Annotated in this window: 7 protein-coding genes; 6 read left to right on the top strand and 1 reads right to left on the bottom strand. The window is 47.5% G+C overall.

The window, feature by feature from the left end:
• Window positions 1-55: 55 nt before the first annotated feature.
• Together VIM72_RS30685 and thiH are read left to right on the top strand one after the other, a co-directional pair.
• Window positions 56-829, top strand: coding sequence for a thiazole synthase (locus tag VIM72_RS30685; protein ID WP_332006611.1), 774 nt, complete (start codon window positions 56-58; stop codon window positions 827-829).
• A gap of 29 nt (window positions 830-858) precedes the next feature.
• The gene (thiH, locus tag VIM72_RS30690) at window positions 859-1989 is read left to right on the top strand and encodes a 2-iminoacetate synthase ThiH (protein WP_332006612.1); all 1131 of its coding nucleotides are present in this window, start codon (window positions 859-861) and stop codon (window positions 1987-1989) included.
• Between the two features lie 402 nt (window positions 1990-2391).
• On the opposite strand, the gene VIM72_RS30695 is transcribed toward thiH, so the two are convergent.
• Window positions 2392-2847: a PA2169 family four-helix-bundle protein gene (locus tag VIM72_RS30695; protein WP_332006613.1), complete on the bottom strand. Its 456-nt coding sequence runs from the start codon at window positions 2845-2847 to the stop codon at window positions 2392-2394.
• 258 nt (window positions 2848-3105) lie between these two features.
• On the opposite strand from VIM72_RS30695, the gene VIM72_RS30700 reads away from it, so the two are divergent.
• From VIM72_RS30700 to VIM72_RS30715, 4 genes are all read left to right on the top strand, one after another.
• Window positions 3106-3258: a lmo0937 family membrane protein gene (locus tag VIM72_RS30700; protein ID WP_142684433.1), complete on the top strand. Its 153-nt coding sequence runs from the start codon at window positions 3106-3108 to the stop codon at window positions 3256-3258.
• 251 nt (window positions 3259-3509) lie between these two features.
• Window positions 3510-4229, top strand: a complete 720-nt coding sequence (locus VIM72_RS30705) for a ferritin-like domain-containing protein (protein WP_332006614.1) — start codon at window positions 3510-3512, stop codon at window positions 4227-4229.
• Window positions 4230-4270: 41 nt separating this feature from the next.
• On the top strand, window positions 4271-5107 hold the full coding sequence (locus VIM72_RS30710) for a ferritin-like domain-containing protein (protein WP_332006615.1): 837 nt from the start codon (window positions 4271-4273) through the stop codon (window positions 5105-5107).
• Between the two features lie 124 nt (window positions 5108-5231).
• On the top strand, window positions 5232-6107 hold an 876-nt coding region (locus VIM72_RS30715; protein ID WP_332006616.1), incomplete at its 3' end, for an esterase-like activity of phytase family protein.

The raw sequence follows: 6107 nt of genomic DNA on the forward strand, positions 1-6107 counted from the left end.
CGGATAAACAGGCCGTTGTTAAGCGCATTTACGAACAGTTAAAACAATTACCTACATGGAGCCATTAGTTATTGCCGGCCGGGAATTTCACTCCCGTTTATTTACAGGTACCGGGAAATTTTCTTCCCCTGAAGCGATGGAAAGCGCCCTGCTGGCCTCCGGCAGCGAACTGGTTACCGTAGCGCTGAAACGGGTGGACCTGGATAATCAATCAGATAATATGCTGCGTCACCTGTCGCATTCAAGAATACACCTGCTTCCCAATACATCCGGTGTGCGCACGGCTAAAGAGGCCGTATACGCTGCAGAACTGGCCCGTGAAGCATTGGAAACAAACTGGATCAAGCTGGAGATTCATCCGGATCCCCGGTACCTGATGCCCGATCCGGTAGAGACCTTACTGGCAGCGGAAGAACTGGTAAAACTGGGATTTGTGGTACTCCCGTATGTGCATGCAGACCCTGTGCTTTGTAAGCGGCTGGAAGATGCAGGTACTGCGGCTGTAATGCCTCTTGGGGCGCCAATAGGCAGTAACAAAGGATTGAAAACCTTCGATTTCCTGGAGATCATTATTGCACAAAGCAACATACCTGTGATCGTGGATGCAGGCATTGGCAGTCCTTCCCATGCCGCCCAGGCCATGGAAATGGGCGCTGCAGCGGTACTGGTAAATACCGCCATCGCCATTGCCCGGAACCCGGTACAAATGGCAGCAGCCTTTAAAGCAGGAGTAGAGGCAGGGCGGATGGCGTATGAAGCCGGTCTGCCTGCGAGCAGTCACCATGCAGTGGCATCGAGTCCGTTGATCGCATTCCTGGATGAAGCCTGATTATTTATTCATCTTATTAAAACTTCCTTATGTTTAAAAGCATATTTGATCAATATGAATGGAATGAGGTAAAAGCCGGGATTTATGCTAAAACAGCCAGGGATGTAGAACAGGCCCTGCATAACCAACGCCGTTCACTGGACGATTTCGCGGCGCTGATTTCCCCGGCGGCGGCGCCTTACCTGGGGCAGATGGCTGCAATCAGCAACGCGCTCACCCGGCAGCGGTTTGGAAATACGATGCAACTGTACATCCCGATGTACCTCTCGAACGAATGCCAGAATATCTGCACTTATTGCGGGTTTAGTCTTGATAATAAGATCCGGCGCAAAACCCTGAGCCCGGCCGAGATTTTACTGGAAACGGCCGCTATCAAAGAGATGGGGTTTGAGCATGTGTTGCTGGTAACGGGGGAAGCCCACCAGCTGGTAAGCACAGATTATTTTAAAAAGACCCTGCAGCTGCTCCGGCCACACTTTGCCAATATATCTATGGAAGTACAGCCGATGGACGAACAGGATTACCGCGAATTGGCAGAACTGGGGTTACATGCAGTATTGGTATACCAGGAAACCTATCACCGGGACGACTATAAGAAACACCATCCCAAAGGGCGCAAATCCAACTTCGACTACCGGCTGGAAACCCCGGACCGGCTGGGGCGCGCAGGGATCCATAAAATGGGGCTGGGGGTGCTGATAGGGCTGGAAGACTGGCGTACCGACAGTTTCTTTACCGCGCTGCACCTGGCTTACCTGGAAAAAAAATACTGGGCAACGAAGTACAGTATCTCCTTTCCGCGGCTGCGTCCATTTTCCGGTGGACTAACCCCCAAAGTGGTGATGAGCGACCGGGAGCTGGTACAGCTCATCTGCGCCTACCGCTTATTTAACCAGGAAGTGGAGCTAAGCTTATCTACCCGGGAAGAAGAACAGTTCAGGAACAATATAATACACCTGGGAATTACAGCCATGAGCGCAGCCTCTAAAACCAATCCCGGCGGGTATACCGTAGACCCGCAGTCGCTGGAACAGTTTGAAATATCCGACGACAGAAGCGCCGCAGATGTGGCCGAAATGCTGAAAAAACAAGGATTTGAGCCGGTTTGGAAAGACTGGGATGCGTCTTTTTCAGGGGAAATAAAAAAGGTGGTTGGTTAGGCCACCTGATAGTTATTGTTGTTTTTCATGGGGAGGTTAAAAGTAATACAAGAGATACTTCTCTCAATCCTTTCAAAAATAATATAGTTCTCTCAATTGCAAAAGGATCAGGGCAAACTGAACAAAATGAACAGGAACATTCCCGTTGAACAAAACAGCCATCTATCTGATCTTTTTAAGGCTCCAAAGCAACCGGATTTACCATATCCATTAAATAAAAAAGGGCTGCTTCAAACGATGAGGAAGCAGCCCTGTACCGAAAATCCCGTAGTTGCCATATTACTTATCAATATAAGTATGATTGGAATTTCATGAATTCAAAAATAATATGGTCATCCTGAACAACCGCTTAATGTGTTGATTTGAACAAAAAGAACAGGCCGCTACCGCCTGCACAAAGTGTTACTGGCTCACTACATCGCGGTAGCTCTTAATAGTATCGTGTGCCTCTTTGAGATTTGCCTGTTGATTACCAATGATTTCCCTCATACTATAGGGCATGGCCACGTCCATGCTCAGGGCATCCGAATAAGCCCGCTGCACAGCGTCTTCCCCATATTCACAGGAAGAGAAGAGAGAATACCTGTCTTTACCCGTAAAAGTGGTTTTTATGGCCATCCAGGTACGGTATAACTTACCACTGATAGTGGTATCTGTTTCCTCATTTGCGCCCTGCGCCCTCAGCAGCAGGTTGAGCTCTGCTACATATTTTAAGCTGTCATTGATCATATGTTGAAACAATGCTTTCACATCTGCATCATCACTTGCGTCTTGTGCCTGCTTATATCCTTCTATCCGGTCGTTATTGATTTTTACGAGATCGCTTAAAAGTGTGACTAACTTTTCCTCTTGTAGCATGATCAAAAATTTATGGTTAAAAAAATAGTCGTATGAGATATATCTATTTTATTTTCAAAAATGCGTCCATACTGCAAAAACCTTTGTCATAAAGTGTTTCCGGAAGGAGAGCCTGCTATTTCCCGTCCTTTTTTTTCTCGGATGGTGGAGAAGGTTCCACAACAGAGCGGCGTCTGCAATGAAAAATAACTGTATACAAAGGGCTTATCTTATTGGCATAAATTTTCTAGTATAATAACCGAACCAAATCCTTAAGACATGAACAGCCTTCTTTATTTAATTGCCGTAATTCTCATTATAGGATGGATACTTGGATTCTTTGTTTATTCAGCAGGAGGGTTAATACATGCCTTGCTTGTGCTGGCTATTATTGCTATCCTTGTAAATATAATCAGGGGCAGGGCCTTATAGGATTACGCTGCAACTCATTATTCCCTGTTTAACCGGCTGATAAGCTTTTGGTTGAACAGGGAATTTTTATTTATTCATCTCTTCTTCTACTAAACCAAAAATTTTTACGTTTTTTAAAACCGCTTTTTTAAACACCCCGTATATGGTGACCAGGTGCCAGTGCGAGCGTACCTGCCGGCACCTATGAAACCCGCTACTGTTCACCAACAGGGCATTGTGGTCACGTATCCGTTCACGTAAAAATTTTTCTTATGCACATTATCAAGAAGCCCTCCCGGGAGGAGGCCAGGGAAGTTATGCCCGATATACAGCGCCGCAACTTTCTGAAACAACTCGGCATGGGCGCTGCATTTGTTACTGCCGCCACCATCGCTACCGGCTGTCATAAAGATGATGATGATAACAACATGAACGGCGCCGGTATAAGTTTAGGATCGGGAGATGTGGCTGTGCTCAACTATGCCTATGCCCTTGAACAACTGGAAGCCGCCTTCTATACGCAGGTAGTACTTACGCCTTATACGGGGATTACCGACATGGAGCTCGATTTTTTTAAAGATATCAGGAACCATGAAATAGGACACCGGGAATTTTTCAAAGCCGCTTTATCAACCAATGCCATCGCTGGCCTGGAAGTAGATTTCAGCTCCATCGATTTTACAAAACGTGCCAGTGTATTGGCAACAGCCAAAGCCTTTGAAGACCTGGGCGTATCCGCTTATAATGGTGCGGGGCAATATATTTCTTCCTCTGCAACGGGATTGGTGTACCTGGGGCTTGCCGGTAAAATAGTTTCTGTAGAAGCCTGCCATGCGGCCTATATCCGGGACCTGATAGAACCGGGATCTTTTGCTGCCGCCGATGTGGTAGATGCAAACGGGCTTGATAAAAGCAGAACTCCGGCAGATGTTTTCAACATTGCCAAAGCCTATATCAAAACAAAGATCAATACCAACACATTACCCAAATAAGCCACGCTGTTCATTATTTCATCTGTTTAAAATCTGATTCTATGGATCTGTTCAATATTTTCAGGGAAATCGAAAAGATCGACCCCGATGTGTACGACCGGCTGGACTCCCGGCGCAATGCCATGAAACAGTTTACCAATATCAGTGGTAAAATTGCCTTGGCAGCTATTCCGTTTGCATTAGGCAGTATGTTCAGTAAAGCATATGCACAATCCGGCAGTACATCCGTGGCGGATGTACTAAAATATGCGCTCACCCTGGAATACCTGGAGGAGGCATTTTATGTAAAAGGAGTAGCCACCGCCGGCCTGATCCCCACTGCGGCGGCAACAGCAGCCATAACCAATATCAGGAACCATGAAACAGCCCATGTGAACTTCCTGAAAACAGTACTGGGTAATATGGGAGGCGCTCCTGCCAGTCCTACGTTCGATTTCACTGCCGGCGGCACTTTCCCCACTGTGTTTACTGATTATAACTTCTTCCTGGCCATTGCACAAACCTTTGAAGATACCGGCGTTCGTGCCTACAAAGGACAGGCGGGTAATTTATCAGGCAGTAACACCGTACTCACGGCAGCATTGAACATACATTCTGTGGAAGCACGGCACGCGGCCCATATCCGTATGATGCGCAGGGCATTGGGTACGCTGGGTGCTTCCCCCGCTCTTAAACCCTGGATCACGCTGAACCAGAGTGGCATTGCCACTACCGCCGTAAATCCGTCTTATGCAGGAGAGGAGTTAACAACACAGGCAGGCGTGGATATTGCCGCATTGGGTGGCAATATTGGCGCCAACAGCGCATCAGAAGCATTTGACGAGCCACTGACCATGGCGCAGGTATTACCGATTGCTTCCTTGTTTATAAAATCTTAAATACGCTACATAGTTGGTCAGATGGAGAAAAGGCTGGCTCTTTAGGGCCGGCCTTCCTGCGCACGTAACAAATCCTTCATGCAAGGCTGCCATCAGAATGCAGGAGATTTCCTAACTTGCCCCCATGAAAAAAAACCTGCTTTTCCTGGTCCTCCCTTTGCTGGCGGGCATCTTCAGTTGTTCCTCCACCCGGAAGGCGGGTACTGATACCGGTAGCATTGGCCGGCTAAAGTTTATCGGTGAATATATTGTTCCATATAACTTTCCTTTCAATGGAACTGTTACCGGCGGCTTATCAGGTATAGACTATGATGCCGCCACCGGGCAGTATTACCTTATTTGTGACGACCGGTCGGCGCTGAACCCTGCACGTTTTTATACCGCCAGGCTTTATTTCTCCGATAAGTCGTTCGACAGTGTAAAATTTACCTCCGTTACCACTTTACTGCAGGCCAACGGGCAGCCATACCCCGATACCAAAACCAATCCACGGCTTACTCCTGATCCGGAAGCCATGCGGTACAACGCCAAAAAACAACTGCTGGTATGGAGCAGTGAGGGGGAGCGTATTATAACTGAGAAAGATACCATCCTTACCAATCCCGGTATCTATGAGATCAGTATAAAGGGACAGTACATTGATTCGTTTGCGCTGCCGCTTCAATTCAGGATGCAGGCCACTGATAACGGACCCCGGCGCAACGGCGTATTTGAGGGCCTGGGATTTACACCGGGCTACAAACACCTGTATGTAAGCCTGGAAGAACCCCGTTATGAAGACGGGCCAAGAGCGGAACCAGGACAAGGCGCCTATACACGCATCCTCAAATTTGATAACCATACGCGGCAACCGGTAGCGCAATATGCCTATAAACTGGAACCTGTGGCGCATCCCGCCATTCCGGAAAACGCGTTTAAAGTGAATGGCATTTCGGATATTATGGTATTGGGTGATGATAAATTATTAACTATTGAAAGATCCTTTTCCACCGGTGTAAAG

Origin of the sequence: Chitinophaga sp., from assembly GCF_036569185.1 — a bacterium.
In the GTDB taxonomy this organism is placed as follows: Bacteria; Bacteroidota; Bacteroidia; order Chitinophagales; family Chitinophagaceae; genus Chitinophaga.